20 protein-coding genes are annotated in these 17337 nt (G+C 66.8%); 6 read left to right on the top strand and 14 right to left on the bottom strand.

Annotated features, from left to right (window positions below):
- On the bottom strand, nucleotides 1–1009 hold a 1009-nt coding region (gene xseA, locus D2V17_RS02030; protein ID WP_119591472.1), incomplete at its 3' end, for an exodeoxyribonuclease VII large subunit.
- On the opposite strand from xseA, the gene purD reads away from it, so the two are divergent.
- Entirely contained in the window at nucleotides 1008–2297 is a 1290-nt protein-coding gene (purD, locus tag D2V17_RS02025; RefSeq protein WP_119591471.1) for a phosphoribosylamine--glycine ligase, read from the top strand. The two genes, xseA and purD, sit on opposite strands and share 2 nt — an antisense overlap.
- On the opposite strand, the gene D2V17_RS02020 is transcribed toward purD, so the two are convergent.
- Nucleotides 2294–3097, bottom strand: a complete 804-nt coding sequence (locus tag D2V17_RS02020) for a COG4705 family protein (protein ID WP_119591470.1) — start codon at nucleotides 3095–3097, stop codon at nucleotides 2294–2296. The genes purD and D2V17_RS02020 overlap by 4 nt on opposite strands.
- A gap of 393 nt (nucleotides 3098–3490) precedes the next feature.
- Here D2V17_RS02020 and D2V17_RS21660 point away from each other — a divergent pair, with 393 nt between their 5' ends.
- A complete protein-coding gene (locus D2V17_RS21660; RefSeq protein WP_245978443.1) occupies nucleotides 3491–3667 on the top strand; it encodes a helix-turn-helix transcriptional regulator in 177 nt (58 codons plus the stop codon).
- A gap of 211 nt (nucleotides 3668–3878) precedes the next feature.
- Here D2V17_RS21660 and D2V17_RS02010 read toward each other — a convergent pair whose 3' ends face one another.
- Complete coding sequence (locus D2V17_RS02010; RefSeq protein WP_119591469.1) at nucleotides 3879–4871, bottom strand: adenosine kinase; 993 nt, start codon at nucleotides 4869–4871, stop codon at nucleotides 3879–3881.
- Nucleotides 4872–4957: 86 nt separating this feature from the next.
- Between D2V17_RS02010 and D2V17_RS02005 the strand changes: the two genes are divergently transcribed.
- Nucleotides 4958–5674, top strand: coding sequence for an EI24 domain-containing protein (locus tag D2V17_RS02005; RefSeq protein WP_119591468.1), 717 nt, complete (start codon nucleotides 4958–4960; stop codon nucleotides 5672–5674).
- Nucleotides 5671–6105 carry a hypothetical protein gene (locus D2V17_RS02000; RefSeq protein ID WP_119591467.1) on the top strand — a complete coding sequence of 145 codons (435 nt, stop codon included), beginning with the start codon at nucleotides 5671–5673 and terminating at the stop codon, nucleotides 6103–6105. Before D2V17_RS02005 ends, D2V17_RS02000 begins: the two co-directional genes overlap by 4 nt.
- A gap of 17 nt (nucleotides 6106–6122) precedes the next feature.
- Here the strand turns inward: D2V17_RS02000 and D2V17_RS01995 are convergent, their stop codons facing one another.
- From D2V17_RS01995 to D2V17_RS01950, 11 genes are all read right to left on the bottom strand, one after another.
- The gene (locus D2V17_RS01995; RefSeq protein WP_119591466.1) at nucleotides 6123–6485 is read right to left on the bottom strand and encodes a HesB/IscA family protein; all 363 of its coding nucleotides are present in this window, start codon (nucleotides 6483–6485) and stop codon (nucleotides 6123–6125) included.
- A complete protein-coding gene (locus D2V17_RS01990) occupies nucleotides 6482–6982 on the bottom strand; it encodes a GNAT family N-acetyltransferase (protein ID WP_220474046.1) in 501 nt (166 codons plus the stop codon). Before D2V17_RS01990 ends, D2V17_RS01995 begins: the two co-directional genes overlap by 4 nt.
- Nucleotides 6983–7486 (bottom strand): SUF system Fe-S cluster assembly protein, encoded by a 504-nt coding sequence (locus D2V17_RS01985; protein ID WP_119591465.1) that lies wholly within the window; start codon nucleotides 7484–7486, stop codon nucleotides 6983–6985.
- Nucleotides 7486–8691, bottom strand: a complete 1206-nt coding sequence (locus D2V17_RS01980) for an aminotransferase class V-fold PLP-dependent enzyme (RefSeq protein ID WP_119591482.1) — start codon at nucleotides 8689–8691, stop codon at nucleotides 7486–7488. The genes D2V17_RS01985 and D2V17_RS01980 overlap by 1 nt, the downstream gene beginning before the upstream one ends.
- Nucleotides 8692–8735: 44 nt before the next feature.
- Nucleotides 8736–9485, bottom strand: a complete 750-nt coding sequence (locus D2V17_RS01975; RefSeq protein WP_119591464.1) for a SufD family Fe-S cluster assembly protein — start codon at nucleotides 9483–9485, stop codon at nucleotides 8736–8738.
- Entirely contained in the window at nucleotides 9482–10312 is an 831-nt protein-coding gene (sufC, locus tag D2V17_RS01970; RefSeq protein ID WP_119591463.1) for a Fe-S cluster assembly ATPase SufC, read from the bottom strand. The genes D2V17_RS01975 and sufC overlap by 4 nt, the downstream gene beginning before the upstream one ends.
- Before the next feature lie 124 nt (nucleotides 10313–10436).
- Nucleotides 10437–10961 carry an endonuclease domain-containing protein gene (locus D2V17_RS01965; protein ID WP_119591462.1) on the bottom strand — a complete coding sequence of 175 codons (525 nt, stop codon included), beginning with the start codon at nucleotides 10959–10961 and terminating at the stop codon, nucleotides 10437–10439.
- Nucleotides 10958–11281 (bottom strand): hypothetical protein, encoded by a 324-nt coding sequence (locus D2V17_RS20890; protein ID WP_147367169.1) that lies wholly within the window; start codon nucleotides 11279–11281, stop codon nucleotides 10958–10960. Before D2V17_RS20890 ends, D2V17_RS01965 begins: the two co-directional genes overlap by 4 nt.
- Nucleotides 11278–12759 carry a Fe-S cluster assembly protein SufB gene (gene sufB / locus D2V17_RS01960; protein ID WP_119591461.1) on the bottom strand — a complete coding sequence of 494 codons (1482 nt, stop codon included), beginning with the start codon at nucleotides 12757–12759 and terminating at the stop codon, nucleotides 11278–11280. Before sufB ends, D2V17_RS20890 begins: the two co-directional genes overlap by 4 nt.
- Nucleotides 12756–13184 carry an SUF system Fe-S cluster assembly regulator gene (locus D2V17_RS01955; protein ID WP_119591460.1) on the bottom strand — a complete coding sequence of 143 codons (429 nt, stop codon included), beginning with the start codon at nucleotides 13182–13184 and terminating at the stop codon, nucleotides 12756–12758. Before D2V17_RS01955 ends, sufB begins: the two co-directional genes overlap by 4 nt.
- Nucleotides 13185–13289: 105 nt before the next feature.
- Nucleotides 13290–14189 carry a helix-turn-helix domain-containing protein gene (locus D2V17_RS01950; protein ID WP_119591459.1) on the bottom strand — a complete coding sequence of 300 codons (900 nt, stop codon included), beginning with the start codon at nucleotides 14187–14189 and terminating at the stop codon, nucleotides 13290–13292.
- A 310-nt stretch (nucleotides 14190–14499) separates the two neighbouring features.
- Between D2V17_RS01950 and D2V17_RS01945 the strand changes: the two genes are divergently transcribed.
- The gene (locus D2V17_RS01945; protein WP_119591458.1) at nucleotides 14500–15528 is read left to right on the top strand and encodes a quinone-dependent dihydroorotate dehydrogenase; all 1029 of its coding nucleotides are present in this window, start codon (nucleotides 14500–14502) and stop codon (nucleotides 15526–15528) included.
- A 9-nt stretch (nucleotides 15529–15537) separates the two neighbouring features.
- Complete coding sequence (ggt, locus tag D2V17_RS01940) at nucleotides 15538–17262, top strand: gamma-glutamyltransferase (RefSeq protein WP_119591457.1); 1725 nt, start codon at nucleotides 15538–15540, stop codon at nucleotides 17260–17262.
- The last annotated feature ends 75 nt before the right edge of the window (nucleotides 17263–17337 follow it).

Below are 17337 nucleotides of genomic sequence, written 5' to 3'. Positions count from 1 at the left end.
GCGCGGGCTGGAGCAAGGTCTCGGACGTCGGCAAGCGCTGCGCCCGTACGGCCAGCCGCTCGCGCCCCAGTTCGAGCGGACGCCAGACCCCGCGCTTCTGCCTCAGGCCCAGGTCTTCGAGGAAAGCCATCAATTCGCGCCGCACCGGCACCGCCATTTCCGCCGCTGCCGTCGGCGTGGGGGCACGGGCATCGGCGGCGTGGTCGGCCAGCGTGGTGTCGGTCTCGTGGCCCACCGCACTGATCACGGGAATCGGCGAGGCGGCGATGGCGCGCACCACCTCTTCCTCGTTGAAACTCCACAAGTCCTCGATCGAGCCGCCCCCGCGCGCCACGATCAGGAGGTCAGGCCGAGGCACCGGTCCGTTGGCGTCGAGCGCGCCGAACCCGCGCACCGCATTGGCCACCTGCGCGGCCGCGCCCTGCCCCTGCACCAGCACCGGCCAGACGATCACATGGGTGGGAAACCGGTCGCGCAGCCGGTGCAGGATATCGCGAATCACCGCGCCGGTGGGCGATGTCACCACCCCGATCACCTTCGGCGCAAAGGGCAGGCGGCGCTTGCGCTCGGGCGCGAACAGCCCCTCCGCCGCCAGCCGCTGGCGCGTCTTTTCGAGCAGCGCGAGCAAGGCCCCTTCGCCCGCGATCTCCATCGATTCCATCACGATCTGGTATTTCGAGCGGCCGGGGAAGGTGGTCAGCTTGCCCGTCGCCACCACTTCGAGCCCGTCTTCCGGCTTGAACGCCAAGCGGCCAGTGGTGCCCTTCCACATCACCGCATCGATGACCGATTTCTCGTCCTTCATGCTGCAATAGAGGTGCCCCGAGGCCGCCCGCTTCACGCCGGAAAGTTCGCCGCGCACGCGCACGAAGCCGAACCGGTCCTCCACCGTGCGCTTCAATGCCTGAGAAATCTCGGTGATCGTGAGGGCGTGGGAATTGTCGCCGGGGCGGCTCGCCGCTACGAGCGCCGGATCGTTATCATCGTAATAAGAGGCCGGGCAAGCCATGAATATCCTCGTGTTGGGGTCGGGAGGGCGCGAACATGCGCTGGTATGGAAGCTCGCGCAATCCCGCGCCATTGCGCAAGATGGGGGCAAACTGTTCGCCAGCCCCGGCAATCCGGGCATGGAAGGCCTGGCCGAATGCTTCACCATGGACCTCACCGACCACGAGCTGGTGGTGGGCTTCTGCGAGCAGGAGAGCATCGGCCTGGTGGTGATCGGGCCGGAAGCGCCGCTGGTCGACGGCCTCGCCGATTCGCTGCGCGGCGAGGGCATTTCCACCTTCGGCCCTTCGAAGGCGGCGGCGCAGCTTGAGGGCTCGAAAAGCTTCACCAAGGCCCTGTGCGACCGCGCGGGTATCCCCACCGCCGGTTACGAGCATTGCACCAGCCTCGAACAGGCGCTGGCCGCGCTCGACCGGTTCTCGCCGCCCTATGTGCTGAAGGCCGATGGGCTGGCGGCGGGCAAGGGCGTGGTCCTGCCCGAAACGCGCGCCGAGGCCGAGGCGGCGCTCGCGGATATGTTCGACGGCCAGTTCGGCGATGCCGGGGCCGAGGTGGTGATCGAGGAGTTCATGGCGGGCGAGGAGGCGAGCCTGTTCGCGCTCACCGACGGCGCGACCGTGATGGCTTTCGGCACCGCGCAGGACCACAAGCGCGTCGGCGACGGCGACACCGGCCCCAACACCGGCGGCATGGGCGCCTACTCCCCCGCCCGCGTGCTGACGCCCGAATTGCAGGCCGAGGCGATGGCCAAGATCATCATCCCCACCGTGCGCCAGATGGCCGACGACGGCACCCCCTATTCGGGCGTGCTCTACGCCGGGCTGATGCTGACCGACGAGGGCCCCAAGCTGGTCGAATACAACTGCCGCTTCGGCGATCCCGAGTGTCAGGTGCTGATGATGCGGCTCGAAAGCGATCTGGCGGACTATCTGCTCGCCTGCGCCGAGGACCGGCTTGGTTCGCAGGAGCCGCTGAAATTCGCCAACGAGGTTGCCCTTACCGTGGTGATGGCGGCGAACGGCTATCCCGGCACCCCGGAAAAGGGCGGCGTGATCGACTTGCGCGACGCCGAGGCCGAGGGCGCTGTGGTGTTCCACGCCGGGACCGTGCGCGACGAGGAGGACGACAGCCTGCGCGCCAGTGGCGGGCGTGTGCTCAACGTCACCGCGCGCGGGGCCGACACGAAGGCGGCGCAGGAGGCTGCCTACGCCGCCGTCGACAGGATCGATTTCGCCAGCGGCTTCTGCCGCCACGACATCGGCTGGCGCGAGATCGCGCGGGGGAACTAACCCCGCGCCGCGCGCTGCGCCTCTCCGGCGCGTTGCGGCACCAGCCAGATCAGCAAGGCAATGGCTCCGGCCAGCACCAGCGAGGCGGCAAGGCGGCTCAGTTCGAGCCCGCCGTGCGCCACCGGCTTGTCGAGGAAATCGCCCACCACCGCGCCCAGCGGCCGGGTGAGCACGAAGGCGCCCCAGAACAGCGCCACCCGGCTCACCGCTGTGAAACGCCGGGCCAAGGCCAGCAGCGCCAGCGCACTGCCGAAGATCACCGCCGCGCCGAGATAGCCAAGCGCCCCATCGGCCACCCAGTCGCCCAGCGCGGTGCCGAGCGTTTGCGAAAAGGTGATCGTCAGCCAGTAGTACAGCTCCGCGCGCGGCTCGTGCACCGAGCTGACCGAGATTGTCCCCAGTGCGCGGTGCCACACGGCCAGCGACACCAGCACCAGCCCCAAGAGCAGCAGCGAGCCGCCCGGATAGCCGATCCCGAGCGAGCGGGTCGCGAAGTCGGCCAGCGTCGTGCCCGCCGTGGTCGAAGCGATGATCGTCGCCCAATAGAGCCACGGATGAAACGCCCGCGCCCGGATCTGCAACCACACCAGCAGCGCGAGCAGCGTGCCGAAAATCGCCGTGCCCACGACATAGCCGTTGAGCCCCGATTGCCCGGCCTGCGCACTGGTCTCGCCCAGCCAGCTCATCGAAACGGTATCGCCCATCGTCTCGCCAAAGGTGGTGGCGAGGATCTTGATCACCCAGAAGCCGAGCGTGACCGCCGGCACCTTGGTGAGCGCGCTTTGCAATTGCCTGTCCATCGTGTTCTCCTGCATGGATTGTCACGCTGGCTACGCCTCAGGGCGGCAAAGCGGCCATAAGCAGGAGTTCAAACCGGGTGCCATCAGCATGAGTGCCATCCTCAAGGCCGACAAACCGGGCCTGCCGCTCGCCGCTATCGTGTTGCAGGTGGCGGCTGCGCTCTACTTCCTGATCGACGCCGTGACCGAGGCCGGGCCGGGCGCGCTGTCGATGGCTGACCTGCTGGTGGGTGCGGCACTGCTGGCGGGCATTGCCTATGCCGCGCGTGCCTTGCTGCGGGCACTGGCCGAGGGGCGGCGGCAGGCCGAGGCGCTGGCGGTCGCACGCGGAGCGCTAGGGGGATTATCGAGCAACGCTTTGCCGAGTGGAGCCTCTCTCCGGGTGAGGCCGAGGTGGCGCTGTTCGCGCTCAAGGGCTTCGGCCCCGCCGAGATTGCGCAGCTGCGCGGATCGGCCACCGGGACAGTCCGCTCGCAGCTGTCGTCGGTCTATGCCAAGGCCGGGGTCAGCGGCCAGCCCACGCTGATGGCGCTGTTTCTCGACGAACTGATCGACGGGGCGAGCGGCTGAGGCCTGCCGTCCTTCGCTTTCCTACAAGGGGCCGAACGTGCTCCGGATCAGCCCTATGAGCCTTGTCCAACCCCCGTTTCGGCGCGCTTCTTCGGGCGAAGTGTCAACTTCGCTCCGCTTGCGCCAAGCAACTGATATTACGATAACTATCAACGAAAACGGCGGCGAGTTTGCCTCGCCGCCGTGTCAACTTCGTCAAGTTCGCGAAGGCTCAGCCGAGCTTTTCGGCCATCAGCGCCTTGAGGTCGGCCTCGGGCCGCGCGCCGTAGTGCGAGATCACTTCCGCCGCGCAGATCGCGCCGCGCCGGAGGCAGGTTTCCAGCGCCTCGTCGCGCGCCAGGCCGAACAGGAAGCCGGCCGCGAACAGGTCGCCCGCACCGGTGCTGTCGACCACCGTGGTCGGCTCGGCAGACACTGCGGCCCGCTCGCCGCCGCGCAGGCACACCGCGCCCTTTTCGCTGCGCGTCACCACCAGCACCTCCACCTGTGGGGCGAGCTGCGCAAGGCCCGCCTCGAAGTCGTCCTCACCGGTCAGCGCGGCCAGCTCGGCCTCGTTCGAAAACAGGATGTCGATCAGGCCATCGGCGATCAGCTGGCGGAAATCGTCGCCGTGGCGCGCGATCACAAAGCCGTCGGACAGCGTGAAGGCCTCCTTGCGCCCGGCGCGCTTGGCCGCCTCGATCGCCCGGCGCATGGCCGCGCGCGGCTCTTCCGGGTCCCACAGGTAGCCTTCGAGATAGAGGATTGCCGCCGCGCTGACCGCCTCTTCGTCAAGCGCGCTGGCGGGCAGGAACTGCGAAGCGCCAAGGAAGGTGTTCATCGTGCGCTGGCCGTCGGGGGTGACGAAGATCAGGCAGCGTGCGGTGCTCGGCTGGCCCGCCCGCGGCGCCACGTCGAAGTCGATCCCCACGGCGCGGATATCGTGCGCGAACACCTGCCCGAGCTGGTCCTCGGCCACCTGCCCCACGAAGGCGCACTGCGCGCCGAGCGCCGAAAGGCCTGCCAGCGTGTTCGCCGCCGAACCGCCCGAAATCTCGCGTGCGGGGCCCATCGCATCGTAGAGATCGCGCGCGCCGTCCTCGTCGATCAGGGTCATGCCACCCTTGGCCAGGCCCAGTTCGTCGATCAGCTCGTCGGAACAGGAGGCCACCACATCGACAATGGCATTGCCGATAGCGATTACATCGTATCGAGGGTCAGTCATGAAATTTCCTTCTCTGCGGCGACTATCAGATGCTGGCCGCGCGGCGGCGTTGACTTGGCGCAAGCCAGACGCAATCGCAAGCGGTGATGGCGGTGTTCCTTTCCAGTCTCGCGCTCGGGTTCGGGCAGATGTTTCAGGGCGCGGTCCTGCGCCTGCTGCTCAAGAGCGCGGCGCTGACCTTGCTGATCTTCGTCATATTGGCGGGGCTGGGCTGGTATGCGGTGGACTGGCTGCTGACCGTCGCGGGCCTGGGCGAGCACCTGTTCACTGGCGCGGGCACACTGCGCGGCGTGGCCTCGGCGCTGCTGGCACTGGTCGGAGCCTGGCTCTTGTGGCGGATCGTGGCGCTGGCGGTAATCCAGTTCTACGCCGACGAGATCGTGCTGGCGGTGGAGCGCCGCTTCTATCCCGCAGCAGCGGCGCAGGCGCGCGACCTGCCCATGCGCGAGCAGGCGCGGCAGGCTTTGCGCGGCGCGGGGCGGGCGCTGCTGGCGAACCTCATTGCCGCCCCCTTCGCACTGGCGCTGGCCTTCACCGGGATCGGCACCGCGCTGGTGTTCTGGGCGGTCAACGCCTGGCTACTGGGCCGCGAGCTGCAGGACATGGTGTGGCTGCGCCATGCCCATGCCGCGGGCGAGCAGGCCCCGGTCGGCAGCGCGGCGCGGTTGTCGCTGGGCGGTATTGTGGCGGCACTAATGCTGGTGCCGTTCGTTCATTTCCTCGCTCCCGTGCTCGGCGCGGCGAGCGCAACCCATCTCGTTCACCGTTCGCACAGCGTACGGGTAGATAAAGGCATTCGATGATTGCTCTTCGTTCGGCCCTCGCGCCGCTGGTCCTGCTGGCTGTGGCCGGTTGCGCTTCGGGCGCTCCTTCGCCGGGGCCACAGGCTCCCCCGCCACCGCGCGGACACGTTCCCGTTCCGCCGACGCAGCCGCCGCCACGCCCGGTGGCAGGCTTCCGCGCGCCTCAGATCATGAACGAACCGGGCCTTGCCGGGATTATCCGCGAGGACGGCACCTCACTGGTGCGCAAGTTCGGCGAGGCGCGGCTCGACGTGGCCGAGGGTGACATGCGCAAGTTGCAGTTTGCAGGTTCGGCCTGCGTGCTCGACATTTTCCTCTATCCGCTGGCCGAGGGGCGCGAACCGGTCGCGACCTGGGTCGAGGCGCGGCGGGCCAGCGATGGGGCGGCGGTGGACCGGGCCGCCTGCGCCAGAGCGCTGCAGCGGCGATGATGCGGCCGGCCGGAGCCTCAGACCATGAAGCTCTCGCCGCAACCGCAGGCACCCTTGGCGTTGGGGTTCTCGAACACGAACCCGGCGGAGAAATCGTCCTCCACCCAGTCCATCGTGCTGCCGACGAGATAGAGCACCGAGGCGCCGTCGATGTAGAACATGCCGCCGGGGGTTTCGATCTTCTCGTCGAAGGGCGCTTCCTCGGTCACATAGTCGACCGAATAGGCAAGGCCCGAACAGCCCCGGCGCGGGGTCGAAAGCTTGACCCCAATCGCATCGGCGGGGGCCTTCGCCATCAGCGCGGCCACGCGCGCTTCGGCACCGGGCGTAAGCACGACAGCGGCCTTGGGGGCGGGGCGGGTGGTTGTGGTCTCGGTCATTGAAGCCTCTTCTGCCAGAACATGGCCTGTCCGGCGGTTGGATCGAGCTGGTAGTCGCTGAAGCCGCAGGCGGCATAGAGCGCCCGCGCCGGAGCGTTGCCGCTCAACACTTCCAATGTGAGTTTCGCCGCGCCACGTTTCAACGCCTCTGTCTCAACCGCCTGCATCAATGCCCGCCCGATACCCTTGCCCCGAGCCTGCGGGAGAACGGCAAAATCGTGAATGTTGACGAGCGGTGCGGCGGCAAAGGTCGAAAAGGTGGTGAAGCAATTGGCAAGGGCCACCGCCTCGCCATCACACCGCGCGATCAGGCTGAACGCGCCGGGTGTGGCGGCAAGGCCCGAAACGCAATGCGTGCGGGCATAATCGCTGAGGGGTTCGCCGCCGCCCATCGGATCGCGCGCATAGGCATCGAGCAGCGCGACCAGCTCCGCCGCATCGCGCGGGTCGGCATAGTCGGCCAGTTCGATCACCAGGGCGGGGGCGGCGCTGACCACCTACAGCATACCCAGTTCGAGCCGCGCTTCGTCGCTCATCTTGGCCGGGTCCCACGGCGGGTCCCAGGTCACGATCACCTCGGCATCGCGCACACCGGGCAGCGAGCCGATCCGCAGTTCGATCTCGGCGGGCATCGATTCGGCCACCGGGCAGTTCGGCGTGGTCAGCGTCATGGTGACGGCAACGTCCGCGTCCTCGCTGACCTCGACATTGTAGATCAGGCCGAGGTCATAGATGTTGACCGGAATCTCCGGGTCGAAGATTTCCTTCAACGCATCGATCACGGCCTCGTAGATCGCTCCGCCCGGCTCCCCCGCGCTGGCGCTTGCGGGCTTCTGCTGGAGGAAGCCCTCGAGATAATCACGCTTGCGGGTGAGTTTCTCGCTCGCGCTCTCCTCCTCGATTTCCGCATCGGAAACACGCGCACGCGGCGGCTTGGCGGCGACGTCCTCAGCAGGCGACGGTGCGACAACGTAATCGGTTTGCTTGGTATCTTCGTCCATCAGCCGAAAATCCTCTTCGTTCGTTCAATGCCGCGGATCAGCGCGGCAATATCGTCTTCGTCCGAGTACAGGCCGAAGCTGGCGCGCGCGGTGGCGGTCACACCGAGATGCTCCATCAGCGGCTGCGCACAGTGATGCCCGGCGCGGATCGCCACACCCTCCTCATCGAGGATGGTGCCGAGATCGTGCGGATGCACACCGTCGAGCATGAAGCTGACGATCCCCGCCGACCGGTCCGAGCCATAGAGCGTCACATCGTTCATCGCGCCCAGTCGCGCGCGCGTTTCGGCCACCAGTGCGGCCTCGTGGTCGGCAATGTTGCCGATGCCGATGGCGGATACATAGTCGCAGGCTGCGGCAAGACCGAGTGCTTCGACGATCGCGGGCGTCCCGGCCTCGAACCGTTGCGGCGGCGGGGCGAAAGTGGTGCCGGTGAAGGCGACCTTGTCGATCATCGCGCCGCCACCCTGCCACGGCGGCATGGCGTCGAGCAATTCGGCCCGGCCCCACAGCGCGCCGATCCCGGTCGGCCCGTAGAGCTTGTGGCCCGAGAAGGCGTAGAAGTCGCAATCGAGCGCGGCCACATCGACCGCCAGACGCGGCACGGCCTGACACCCGTCGAGCAGCAGCTTGGCGCCGGCCTTGTGCGCCAGTTCCGCCGCCCGCCCGGTATCGAGCACCGAGCCGAGCACGTTCGAGACATGGGCGAAGGAAACCATGGTGTGCTCGGGGGTGAGCATGGCCTCGGCGGCATCGAGGTCGATCAGGCCATCTTCGGTGAGCGGGCAGACATCGACCTGCCAACCGGCCAGCTGCCAGGGCACGATGTTCGAATGGTGCTCCAGCTGCGAGAGCAGCACGCGGCCCTTGTTCGGATAGCAATAGGCCACGAGGTTGATCGCCTCGGTCGCACCGCGCGCGAAGACCAGCTCCTCCTCGCGCCCACCGATGAACTGCGCGATGGTGCGCCGCGCCGCTTCGTAGGCGCGCGTCATCTCGGCGCTGCGGCCGTAGACGCCGCGATGGACCGTCGCATAGTCCACCCCGATCGCGCGGGTGACCGCATCGATCACGGCCTGCGGCTTCTGCGCGGTCGCGCCGGTATCGAGATAGTGCCAGAGCGAGCCATCGGGGCGGACGAGGCCCGGAAAGTCGTCTCTCACCGCAACCCCGTTCGCCTCGAGCGAAGTCGAGAGGCCGGTCACTGGTGTCTCGACTTCGCTCGACACGAACGGATCGGCATTCCCACTCACAGCCTGGCCCCTTTCATCGCCGCCAGCGCCACATCGAGCAGGTGCTCACGCTCGGCTGCATTCTCCAGCGCCACGAGGGCATCGGCAATGAAGGCCTGCACCAACAGCCGCTGCGTGCTTGCCGGGTCGATGCCACGGCTGGCCATGTAATAGCGCGCCATCTCGTCAAGCTGGCCCACGGTGGCGCCGTGCGCGCACTTCACATCGTCGGCGAAGATTTCCAGCTCGGGCTTGGCGTTGGCGCTGGCGCCTTTCTCAAGCAGCAGGCCTTTGAAATCCTGCGCCGCGTCGGTCTTCTGCGCATGGCGCGCGACATCGATCCGGCCAAGGTAGTTGCCGGAGGCCGTGCCCCAATGGACGGCGCGCACGGTCTGGTTGCTGGTCGCCTCCGGCTCGGCATGGACGGTGCGGGTGACGAATTCGCGCGTCACATCGCCGCCGCCGATCAGCACCCCGCCGAACTCGAAGTGCGCCTGCGGAGCGAGCGTGACCTCGATTTCGAGCCGGGCATAGGCGCTGGCCGCATTGACGGCGAAAATCTCCGCCCGCGCGCCTTCACCGAGCGTCACACGCAAGCGCTGCACATCGGGCGCGTTGCCGCTCAGCACAACGCTGCGCGAAAGCACCTCGCCCGGGGCGACGGCAATCTCGTCCCAGCCGGTGACCTCTGCCTCAGGCACGGCCTCCAGCGCGGCAAAATCGGCGTAGCGCCATTCCTCGTCGTGGATGGTGGGCATATGACTCATGCCGCCATCACCTCGTCGTAGCCCTCTTCCTCAAGCCGGTGCGCGAGGTCCGGCCCGCCGCTCTTCACGATGCGGCCACCGGCGAGGATGTGGACATAGTCGGGCTTCACGTAGTCGAGCAGGCGCTGGTAGTGGGTGATCAGCAGCACGGCCTTGTCGGGCCGGCGCATAATCGCGTTGATGCCCTCGCCGACCACCTTGAGCGCGTCGATATCGAGACCGCTGTCGGTCTCGTCGAGCACGGCCAGCGTGGGATCGAGGATGCCCATCTGCACCATCTCGTTGCGCTTCTTCTCGCCGCCGGAAAAGCCGACGTTCACCGGGCGCTTCAGCATCTCCATATCGAGCTTGAGCAGCGCGGCCTTTTCCTTGGCGAGCTTCAAAAACTCACCGCCGCTGAGCGGCTCTTCACCGCGCTGGCGGCGCTGCGAATTGAGCGCCTCGCGCAGGAACTGGACGTTGGAGACGCCCGGAATCTCGACCGGGTACTGGAAGCCGAGGAAGAAGCCGGCAGCAGCGCGCTCGTGCGGGTCGAGCGACAACAAATCCACTGCCGTTCGCCCTGAGCCTGTCGAAGGGCTGCCCTTTTCTTCCGAAGACAAGGACGATGCTTCGACAAGCTCAGCATGAGCGGAAGGTGTGTAGAGCACAGTCCCCTGCGTCATCTCATAGCCGGGCCTTCCGCCCAGCACATAGCTAAGCGTGGACTTGCCCGCGCCGTTCGGCCCCATGATCGCGTGGACCTCGCCCGCGTTCAGTTCGAGGCTGAGGCCCTTGAGGATTTCCTTACCGCCGATTTCGGCATGGAGGTTGTCGATTTTCAGCATTGGTCTCGTTCTCTATCTGTCGTCACCCCGGAATTGATCCGGGGTCCCGCTATCTGGTGCAGCGGGGAGGAAAAAGCTGGACCCCGGATCAAGTCCGGGGTGACGGTAAAGGCAGCACTGGCACTCACTCGCTGCGCTCCCGCGTCATGCGCGCATCGCGCTTGCTCGCCTCGTGCTTGCCGCGCCGCACCTGCTTGTCGCCGATGCGCATGCGCATTCCGGCGGTGATGCGGTGCAGCACGTTATCCATATCGGTTAGAATATCCTCGGCCTTTATCCGCATCACCCGGATACCGACCGCCTCCAGCGCCCGGTCCGAGCGTTTGGCCAAGGCTTCAGGCTGGTCGCCCTCGTCGATCACCACGGCCATGCCAAGCAGGTGGCAGTTGAAGTCCACAATCGCGCTGCCGACGACGGCGTGGCGGGTGAACTTGAACTTGCCGAGATCGGCCTTTGCGAACCGCTCGGCGAGTGCCTTGTGGGCGGGCGTCGAGAACCGGCGCAGCTCGCGCGCGCGGTCGTGCAGCGCATCGAGGCGTTTCTCGGAGATTTCCCACCCGCGGCCCTTCTTCTTGAGGCCGGGGATTTCGGGCGTCTCCGAAGTGGCGTGCGACGCGGGGCGGAGGTTCAGGGTTTTGCGGGTGGTCATTTGTAAAACTTCGGATGAATCTCGTCTGAAATTTGAACGAGCATTGTTTCTCGGGATGCTTCCTGATGAAGCTCGTAAAGTTTCGACATTTGCGGATTTGAACGATCAAAAGGCTTTTGAAAGGTGTTCTCCACCGTGGCTTTTGACCATGCATCAAACTGATTATCACAATTCTGCACTACTTCGAGCGCACGCTTTGCTGAGACTTTCGTACCGTTGGGTACCTGATTTTCGATACAGGATTCGGTTTCAGCGCCCGGGAACGTATCCGACTGACTGCACCCAGCCAATGTTATCAGGGCAACCGCCACGGCCTTCACCCAACGCTCCCCTCAAGCGAAATCGCCAGCAACTTCTGCGCTTCGACGGCGAACTCCATCGGCAGCTCCTTGAGCACTTCCTTGGCAAAGCCGTTCACGATCAGCGCCACCGCCTGCTCTTCATCGAGCCCGCGCTGCATCGCGTAGAACAGCTGGTCCTCGCTGATCTTCGAGGTAGTCGCCTCGTGCTCTATCTGGGCAGAGGGGTTCTTCACCTCGATATAGGGCACCGTATGCGCGCCGCATTGGTCGCCCAGCAGCAGGCTGTCGCACTGGGTGAAGTTCCTCACCCCATCGGCATTGGCGCCCACCCGCACCAGCCCGCGATAGGTGTTGTTCGACTTGCCCGCCGAAATGCCCTTCGAGATGATCGTCGAGCGCGAGCCCTTGCCGTTGTGGATCATCTTGGTGCCGGTGTCGGCCTGCTGGTGGTTGTTCGTCACCGCCACCGAGTAGAACTCGCCGACCGAATCCTCGCCGTTCAGCACGCAGGAGGGATACTTCCAGGTCACCGCCGAGCCGGTCTCGACCTGCGTCCACGAAATCTTCGAACGTGCGCCCTGGCACAGCCCGCGCTTGGTCACGAAGTTGTAGATCCCGCCCTTGCCGTCGCTGTCGCCGGGATACCAGTTCTGCACGGTCGAATACTTGATCTCGGCATCTTCCAGCGCGACCAGCTCGACCACGGCGGCATGAAGCTGGTTCTCGTCACGCTGCGGGGCGGTGCAGCCTTCGAGATAGCTCACGTAAGAGCCCTTCTCGGCCACGATCAGCGTGCGTTCGAACTGGCCGGTGTTCTCGGCATTGATGCGGAAATAGGTCGAAAGCTCCATCGGGCAGCGCACGCCCTCGGGAATGTAGACGAAGGTGCCGTCGCTAAACACCGCGCAGTTGAGCGTCGCGAAGTAGTTGTCATGCTGCGGCACGACCTTGCCGAGCCACTTTTTCACCAGCTCGGGATATTCGCGGATCGCCTCGGAGATGCTGCGGAAGATCACCCCCGCCGCCTCCAGCTCCTTGCGGAAGGTGGTGGCGACCGAAACGCTGTCGAACACTGCATCCACCGCCACCTTGCGGTCGCTCTTCACATTGGCGAGCACTTCCTGCTCGGCCAGCGGAATGCCCAGCTTGTCGTAGACCGCCTTGATCTCGGGATCGAGGTCGTCGAGCGACTCCAGTTCGGGCTTCTTCTTCGGCGCGGCGTAGTAATAGGCGTCCTGATAGTCGATCGGCGGATAGTGCAGCTTGGCCCAGTCCGGCTCGGGCATGGTCTGCCACAGGCGGAAGGCCTTGAGCCGCCAGTCGAGCATCCACTCCGGCTCCTGCTTCTTGGCCGAAATGAAGCGCACGGTGTCTTCGTTCAGGCCCTTGGGCGCGAACTCCTGCTCGATCTCGCTCGACCAGCCGAACTCGTAGTCGGCGGCCTTGGCGGCGGCTTCGCGCGCTGCGCGATCCTGAATTTCCACTTCCTGCGTCATGCTTCCAACTTCATCTCTTCCGGCACCCGCGCCAGCTGCGTGAGCGGAATATCCGCCAGCGCCCCGCGCAGGGCCTCGTTTACCAGCGCCCAGTGCGGGCGAACCCGGCACCGCTCTCCGAGCGCGCAATCGGGCCGCTCCTGCTCGACGCAGGCGGTGAGCGCAATCGGCCCCTCCACCGCCTCGACGATATCGGCCAGCGTAATCGCCGCCGCCGGGCGCGCGAGCTTGATCCCGCCGCCAGCCCCGCGCGTGCTGTTCAGCAAACCGGCGCGCGACAGCTGGCTGACCAGCTTCTGCACCGTGGGCGCGGGCAGCCCCGTCTCCTCGGCCAGCACCGCCGCCGAAACCCGCGCAAAGCCGCAGTGACGCGCGGCGGCGCACATGGTGACTACGGCATAGTCGGCTAGGTTCGAGAGGCGCATGGTTGGGCTCGGGGCATAATCGGATCAATTCGTTCCGATTTGCAGCTAGTGGTCTTTCCTCAGGGTTTCAACGCCCGATTGCCTGTTGCGAGTCGTTAGCAGGCCTTAGCGGATCTCGCGCAGGTTCCTGAGGTCGAGCATCTCGTTGAGATAGCTGTCGGGATCGTCCGACAGCCGCGCCGGGGTGCGCCCGGCGAACAGGCGGATCTCGCGGATCAGGTGCGGCTGGTCGTAGAAGCACTCCCGCACCATGGCCTCCATCTCCGGGGTGAGGTCGGGCTGCGCGAACAGCGCCGCCGCCCGCAGCGCACGATACATGCGCCTGAGCGCGGTCGGCGGAAGCCCGAAGAAGCGGTCGACCAGCCGCTGGGTCTGGCGGCGGGAATAGTTGCTGGCGGCGAACAACTCGTCGATATCGGGGTTGAGATCACCACCCAGCCAGGCACCCGTCTGCGCGATCAGCTGGCGATAGTCGGCGCTGAGCGGGCGCAGGCGCGTGCCGATATAGCGCCCCAGTTCCTCGGCACAGCCCGCCGCGTCCATCGTCCCGTCGCGATAGGCGGCACACAGCCTGGCCCCGAGAGCGCCGATTTCCTCGCCAAGGTAGTCTGCGGCGGGATAGAGCCGGTTCGCGTGCTCACCTGCATGGAGCCCGGTCAGCTCCGCCCAGCCGAGCGGCGTCAGCGCCGCGCCAATCGCATGGAACGGCCCGTCGACCACGAAATTCGCCGCGACCGAGACCGGCGTGAGCAGATTGGTCTCGTGCGATGGATCCGAGGTGCCATCGCGAAAGTAGATCTTGCCACTGCCACGCGCAAACAGCGACAAATGCCCCACCGCCGCAGGTTGAACCTCGCGAATCACCGGCTCATCGCAGCGGAAGTGATAGAAGGTGGTAACGTGGTGGGCGAACTGCTCGGGCACCGGGAGATAGCGCAGCTCGAAACGGGAGGTCTGGGTCAGAACTCCATCGGGTCCGAGAGTCCGTACGCTTGTTTTCCCCATAACCGCTGCGACCCCTCGCTTTCGCTCCGTACCCGGAGCATTCTGCCACCACCCGACGGTAGGTAGTGGCCCTTAGCGCGCCGAGGGCAGCAGGGTATACAAAATATGTCGCAGAAAAAAGGGCGGCTGGCCCTTACAGAGCCGGCCGCCCCTAAAGTGGAGAACTCGTAGCTATACGGCTTCGAGCCCTTCGGGTCGCGGTTTTGCACTAGCCGATTCGCTTGCGCGCGAATTGTAAGAAAACGCCAAACCATGGAATATGCGCGATTGGCGATTGCGCGTGGCGGCCCGATCCTGTCACAGACCGTGCATGATCTATTCGCTTCTCCGCCCGCTGATTTTCCGCCTCGATGCCGAAACCGCGCATCGGCTGGCCTTGCTCGCCCTGTCGTTTTCGCCCGCCAGCGGCCCCGCCGCTTCCGGCCCGCTGACAACGCGGGTGGCCGGGCTCGACTTTCCCAACCCGCTCGGCATGGCAGCCGGGTTCGACAAGGACGGTGAGGTGCCCGATGCCCTGCTCGGCCTCGGCTTCGGCTTTGCCGAGGTCGGCTCGCTGACCCCGCTGCCACAACCGGGCAACCCGCGCCCGCGCCTGTTCCGGCTGGCCGAGGATCAGGCGGTGATCAACCGGATGGGATTCAACAATGGCGGCGCGGCGCTGGCGTTCGAGCGGCTCTCGGCGCGCAAGGAGCGGGGCGGGATCGTCGGGATCAACATCGGCGCGAACAAGGATTCGGCCAACCGCATCGACGACTACGCGGTGATGACGCGCACGATGGCCCCGCTCGCCTCCTATCTCGCGGTGAACATTTCCAGCCCCAACACCCCCGGTCTGCGCGCACTGCAGGACGAGGGCGCGCTGATCGAACTGCTCGACGCGGTGATGGCAGCGCGCGGCGAGCAGGGACCGCCGGTGTTCCTCAAGGTCGCGCCCGATCTCGAGCCCGCGGACATCCGTGCCATCGCCCGCATCGCGATGGACAAGCAGCTCGGCGCGCTGATCGTCTCGAACACCACCATCGCCCGCCCGCCGCTCGCCTCACGCCATGCCGATGAGACCGGCGGTCTTTCGGGCGCCCCCTTGCGCGAACCGGCGCTCGAACGGCTGCGCGACTTCCGCAAGGAAACGGGCGGCGCCATGCCGCTGGTCGGCGTGGGCGGGATCGCCACGGCAGCCGATGCCTGGGAGCGCATCCGGGCCGGCGCGAGCCTCGTCCAGCTTTACAGCGCGATGATCTATCGCGGTCCGGGCATCGCCAGCGACATCGTCGCAGGGCTCGAACGGCTGATGCAGCGCGACGGGTTCAGCAGCATTGCGGAGGCGGTGGGAACGGCATAGGGTCGCCCCATGTCGCACCGCACAATCGCGCCGCTGGCGCTTTCGCTCCTGCTTGCCGCCTGCGCCACTGTCTCGCCCGTGGCCGAGGCTCCGGTCGCGCCGACCGCCTTCACCGCGCCGCAGACCGGCATGGTCAGCACCGCCGACCCGCGCGCGAGCGCAGCAGGCATGGCGATCCTCGAACAGGGCGGCAGCGCCACCGACGCCGCCATCGCGGTGATGCTGGCGCTGACCGTGGTCGAGCCCCAGAGTTCGGGCATCGGCGGCGGCGGGTTCTACGTCCACGGCACGCCCGCTGGCGAAGTGACCACGCTCGACGGGCGCGAAACCGCACCGGCAGGGGCGGGGCCGGACTGGTTCCTCGACGATAACGGCGCACCCGTTGCCTTCCTCGACGCGGTGAAGAGCGGGCTGAGCGTGGGCGTGCCCGGCAGCCTCGCACTCGCGCGGCAGGCCCACGAGCGTTACGGCAAGCTCGAATGGGCGGCGTTGTTCCAGCCCGCCATCGCGCTGGCGCGGGACGGCTTCGTGATGACCCCGCGCCTTAATGGCGCGCTGGATCGGGCACGGGATCGCGGCGGGCGGGTGCCCGAGGGGCAGGCGCTGTTCTACGATACGGCGGGCGAGCCCCTGCCCGTCGGCACTGTCATCAAAAACCCGGCGCTGGCCGCAACGCTCGAACGGATCGCCGCCGAGGGGCCGGACTGGCTCTATCAGGGCCCGGCAGGCGCGGCGCTGGCCGACTATGTCGCTGCCGATACCCCGCGTGACGGAGCCATGGTCGCCGCCGACGTGCGCGGCTACGAGGCCAGGTGGCGCGATCCGGTCTGCGGGCAATACCGCGTCTACCGCATCTGCGGGATGGGCCCGCCCTCTTCGGGGGCAACCACCGTGATCGCGATCCTCAAACAGCTTGAGCGGTTCGACCTTGCCGCGCTCGGCGCCGCATCGCCGACCGCATGGCACCTGTTCGCCGAAAGCCAGCGCCTCGCCTATGCCGACCGCGAACTTTATCTTGGCGACAGCGATTTCGTCGACGTGCCTGTCGCGGGCCTCGTCAATTCGGCTTACCTGACCGAGCGCGGTCGCCAGATCTCGCCCACCTCCACCATCGCGGATCCGCAAGCGGGCACCCCGCCGGGGGCCAGCCTGGCGCTGGCAGCCGGCCCGCAATGGCCAGAGAGTGGCACCAGTCACTTCGCCGTGGTCGATGATGCAGGCGATTCGGTCTCGTGGACGTCCACCGTCGAGGGGCCGTTCGGCTCGGGCCTGATGTTCGGCGGGTTCTACCTCAACAACGAGCTGACCGACTTCACCATGGTGCCCGAGGTTGACGGCGTGCCGGTCGCCAACCGGGTGGAAGGCTCGAAACGGCCGCGCAGCTCGATGTCGCCGACGCTGGTCTATGGGCCCGAGGGCAACCTGCGCATCGCCATTGGCGCGGCGGGCGGGGCGACGATTCCCGTCCAGACCGCCAAGGCGCTGATCGGGGTGCTCGACTGGGGCCTCACCGCGCAGGAAGCCATCGCGCTGCCCGGCCTGTTTTCGCCCGGCAACACGATCATGCTCGAACCCGGCTCCTCGCTGCTGGCGATGCAGGGCGAGCTGGAAGCGCTCGGCCACAAGGTGATCGTGCGCGAGATGCCGTTCAAGGCCAATGCGGTCGAGTTCGCCAATGGCCATTGGCGCGGGGCCGCCGATCCGCGCAGCGAGGGCGTCGCGCTCGGCAACTGACGCCCTCCCATTACGGAAACTTGCCGCGCGCTCGCGCCTTGCCTAAGTCCGGTCGATGACAGGTTGCGCCAGCAA

The sequence above is a fragment of the Aurantiacibacter xanthus genome, assembly GCF_003584015.1.
Classification (GTDB): Bacteria; Pseudomonadota; Alphaproteobacteria; order Sphingomonadales; family Sphingomonadaceae; genus Alteraurantiacibacter; species Alteraurantiacibacter xanthus.
Note: the sequence above shows the minus strand (reverse complement) of the source record. Positions and strands in the feature narration are given on the sequence as shown.

Excerpts from the sequence above, each read along its gene's own strand:
- sufC (WP_119591463.1), bottom strand. The coding sequence starts at position 10,312 with ATGCTGAAAATCGACAACCTCCATGCCGAAATCGGCGGTAAGGAAATC.
- D2V17_RS02020 (WP_119591470.1), bottom strand. The coding sequence starts at position 3,097 with ATGGACAGGCAATTGCAAAGCGCGCTCACCAAGGTGCCGGCGGTCACG.
- D2V17_RS01955 (WP_119591460.1), bottom strand. The coding sequence starts at position 13,184 with ATGCGCCTCTCGAACCTAGCCGACTATGCCGTAGTCACCATGTGCGCC.
- D2V17_RS01950 (WP_119591459.1), bottom strand. The coding sequence starts at position 14,189 with ATGGGGAAAACAAGCGTACGGACTCTCGGACCCGATGGAGTTCTGACC.
- D2V17_RS01975 (WP_119591464.1), bottom strand. The coding sequence starts at position 9,485 with ATGAGTCATATGCCCACCATCCACGACGAGGAATGGCGCTACGCCGAT.
- D2V17_RS02010 (WP_119591469.1), bottom strand. The coding sequence starts at position 4,871 with ATGACTGACCCTCGATACGATGTAATCGCTATCGGCAATGCCATTGTC.
- D2V17_RS01985 (WP_119591465.1), bottom strand. The coding sequence starts at position 7,486 with ATGGACGAAGATACCAAGCAAACCGATTACGTTGTCGCACCGTCGCCT.
- D2V17_RS01945 (WP_119591458.1), top strand. The coding sequence starts at position 14,500 with ATGATCTATTCGCTTCTCCGCCCGCTGATTTTCCGCCTCGATGCCGAA.
- D2V17_RS01965 (WP_119591462.1), bottom strand. The coding sequence starts at position 10,961 with ATGACCACCCGCAAAACCCTGAACCTCCGCCCCGCGTCGCACGCCACT.
- purD (WP_119591471.1), top strand. The coding sequence starts at position 1,008 with ATGAATATCCTCGTGTTGGGGTCGGGAGGGCGCGAACATGCGCTGGTA.
- D2V17_RS02005 (WP_119591468.1), top strand. The coding sequence starts at position 4,958 with ATGGCGGTGTTCCTTTCCAGTCTCGCGCTCGGGTTCGGGCAGATGTTT.
- D2V17_RS01995 (WP_119591466.1), bottom strand. The coding sequence starts at position 6,485 with ATGACCGAGACCACAACCACCCGCCCCGCCCCCAAGGCCGCTGTCGTG.
- ggt (WP_119591457.1), top strand. The coding sequence starts at position 15,538 with ATGTCGCACCGCACAATCGCGCCGCTGGCGCTTTCGCTCCTGCTTGCC.
- D2V17_RS02000 (WP_119591467.1), top strand. The coding sequence starts at position 5,671 with ATGATTGCTCTTCGTTCGGCCCTCGCGCCGCTGGTCCTGCTGGCTGTG.
- sufB (WP_119591461.1), bottom strand. The coding sequence starts at position 12,759 with ATGACGCAGGAAGTGGAAATTCAGGATCGCGCAGCGCGCGAAGCCGCC.